The following is a 2180-nucleotide window of genomic DNA, read 5'->3' as shown; positions in this document are numbered from 1 at the left end:
CGGGCCCGTCGGAACGCTATCCTCCCTCTCCATCGGCTGGATCCGGCCGGCGTGGGGATTCCCGCTCCAGGCGGACTGGTACATGGTGGTTCTTGTCCTCCTGCTCCCGCAGATCCCCCTCACCTTCGCCAACTCCGTCGTCGCCGCGGCGGACACCGCAACCTGTTATTACGGGGAGGGCGCCCGACGGGTCACCCTCCGGGGTCTCGCGGCATCCCTGGGGATCGCCAATCTTTTCTCGGCCTGGATCGGCGGAATGCCCATGTGCCACGGGTCGGGGGGGATCACGGCGCACTACCGGTTCGGAGCGAGGACCGGCGGAGCGAACCTCTTCATCGGCGGGCTTTTCGTGGTCCTGGCCCTGCTGTTCGGGAAGTCGATCGCCTCCCTCTTCGGCCTGCTGCCTTCGCCCGTCCTTGGATTTCTTCTGGTATACGTCGGGTTGGAACACGCTCGCCTGGTCCGTGACATCGTTGCATTCCCCCAAGAGTTGGCCATCGCGGGAGTCATAGGGCTCCTGACCCTGATGACGGGGAATCTGGCCGTCGCGTTTGCCGCGGGTATCGCACTGAACACCGCGGGGAGAAGGCTCCTGTGGAAAGATCCTTGCCCCAAGGCCGCCCCGGGATACTTCCCTTCGACCCCGGATCCCGGCAAGCCGATCGCAGAAGGGGATTTCCTGCGGTAAGATCGCCGGCGCCTTCGCGGGGCCTGGAATCACCCCTCATCCGACGGAAACTTCCCCCAGATGGGATAGAAGGGCACGGTCCGCCCGGCCGGCAGGTGCGAGGTCCCCATCGGGATCTCGAACACCCCGTCGGCGCGGATGGCCGATACGAAATCCCCGGACCCGTGGGAGGGAATCTCGGCGACCCGGGTTTCCCCCCCGGAGGATTCGAGCCGTGCGAGGGAGAACTTCTTGCCGCCGCTGCGATTCTCCGCGCTCCCCGCCAGGGGCAGGAGGATCCGCTTCGGGAAGTACTCCCTGGCGCCGGACGCTTTCATCAGCAACGGCCGGATGAACATGTAGAAATGGACCAACACCGCGACCGGGTTGCCGGGCAGCCCGATGACAACTCCCCCGCTCGCGGATTCTCCCGCGAAGATCGGTTTGCCCGGCTTGACGGCGACCTTGTGGAGGATCTTCCGGACGCCGCAGGCCGCGAGACATTCCGGGACGATGTCCACGTCTCCGACCGACACCCCCCCGGTCACGATGAGAACATCGCACGAAAGCCCTTCGAGGATCTTCGCAACGATCCTCTCCTTCTCGTCCGGGACGATCCCGAGGTACCGGACCTCGTGAAACCCGATATCCTTGAACGCCGCGAGAAGAAAATGGGAGTTGCTGTTTCGGATCATGGGCCCCCGGGCGCTCTCCCAGGGTTCGAGCAGCTCGCTTCCGGTGGCGAGAAGAGCCACGGAAGGATGCCGGTACACGGGAACCTCCCACTGGCCGACCGAAGCAAGCGTGGCGACGTGATGGGGCGAAAGCAGCGTCCCCGCCGGGATGAGGACCGAGTTCTTTCGGACATCTTCTCCCTGCCGGGCGATATTTCCGCCGCGCTTCACGGCTCCTTCGAACCGGATGTCGCCGCCCGCTTCGAAGCCGGAGCGTTCGACCTGGATGACCGTATCGAAGGGATGCGGCACCATGGCCCCGGTCATGATCTTCACGCAATCCGATTCCTCCGGGCGGCCGTCCCACACGCTGCCCGGGTTGACCGTTCCGATGACCCGGTACGCCCGTTCCGTTTCCGCCCCCGTCCAGACGACCGCATACCCGTCCATCGCGGCGCGAGGGAAGGGCGGAATGTCCCGGTCGGCAACGAGATCCCGGGCGAGGATCTGCCCGACCGCGTCCGGCAGGAAAACGTCATGCCGCTCCTTGACTCTCACGATGGGCAGGACGGTGGCGAGCGCTTCCTCGAAGGTGACAGTCATTTTGTTCTGGATCCTCCATGCCGGCCAAGAAGAGAATATTTATGAACATATTACGGGAAAAAATACCGGGGATGAGGCACTTTTCCCCCATGAGAATGTGCCGTCAAGAACGAAAAAGGGGCTACAGCATCAGCCGTAACCCCTTGTTTTGTCTGGTGGGCCATGAAGGATTCGAACCTTCAACCTCCTGATTAAGAGTCAGCTGCTCTGCCGGGTTGAGCTAATGGCCCACGCTG

General features: G+C 63.7%; 1 protein-coding gene, 1 tRNA gene and 1 pseudogene (1 of these 3 running past the window's edge). 1 reads left to right on the top strand and 2 read right to left on the bottom strand.

The window, feature by feature from the left end:
* Window positions 1-688 (top strand): annotated as a pseudogene (locus tag A2X88_03775) (hypothetical protein) (it extends 572 nt beyond the left edge of the window).
* 29 nt (window positions 689-717) lie between these two features.
* Here the strand turns inward: A2X88_03775 and A2X88_03770 are convergent.
* Window positions 718-1944 (bottom strand): hypothetical protein, encoded by a 1227-nt coding sequence (locus A2X88_03770; GenBank protein OGP34380.1) that lies wholly within the window; start codon window positions 1942-1944, stop codon window positions 718-720.
* Window positions 1945-2097: 153 nt separating this feature from the next.
* A tRNA-Lys gene (locus tag A2X88_03765) sits at window positions 2098-2174 on the bottom strand.
* Window positions 2175-2180 lie beyond the last annotated feature (6 nt).

It is taken from the genome of Deltaproteobacteria bacterium GWC2_65_14, assembly GCA_001797615.1.
Taxonomy (GTDB): Bacteria; Desulfobacterota; Deferrimicrobia; order Deferrimicrobiales; family Deferrimicrobiaceae; genus GWC2-65-14.
This window is presented reverse-complemented; position numbering and strand designations above follow the sequence as displayed.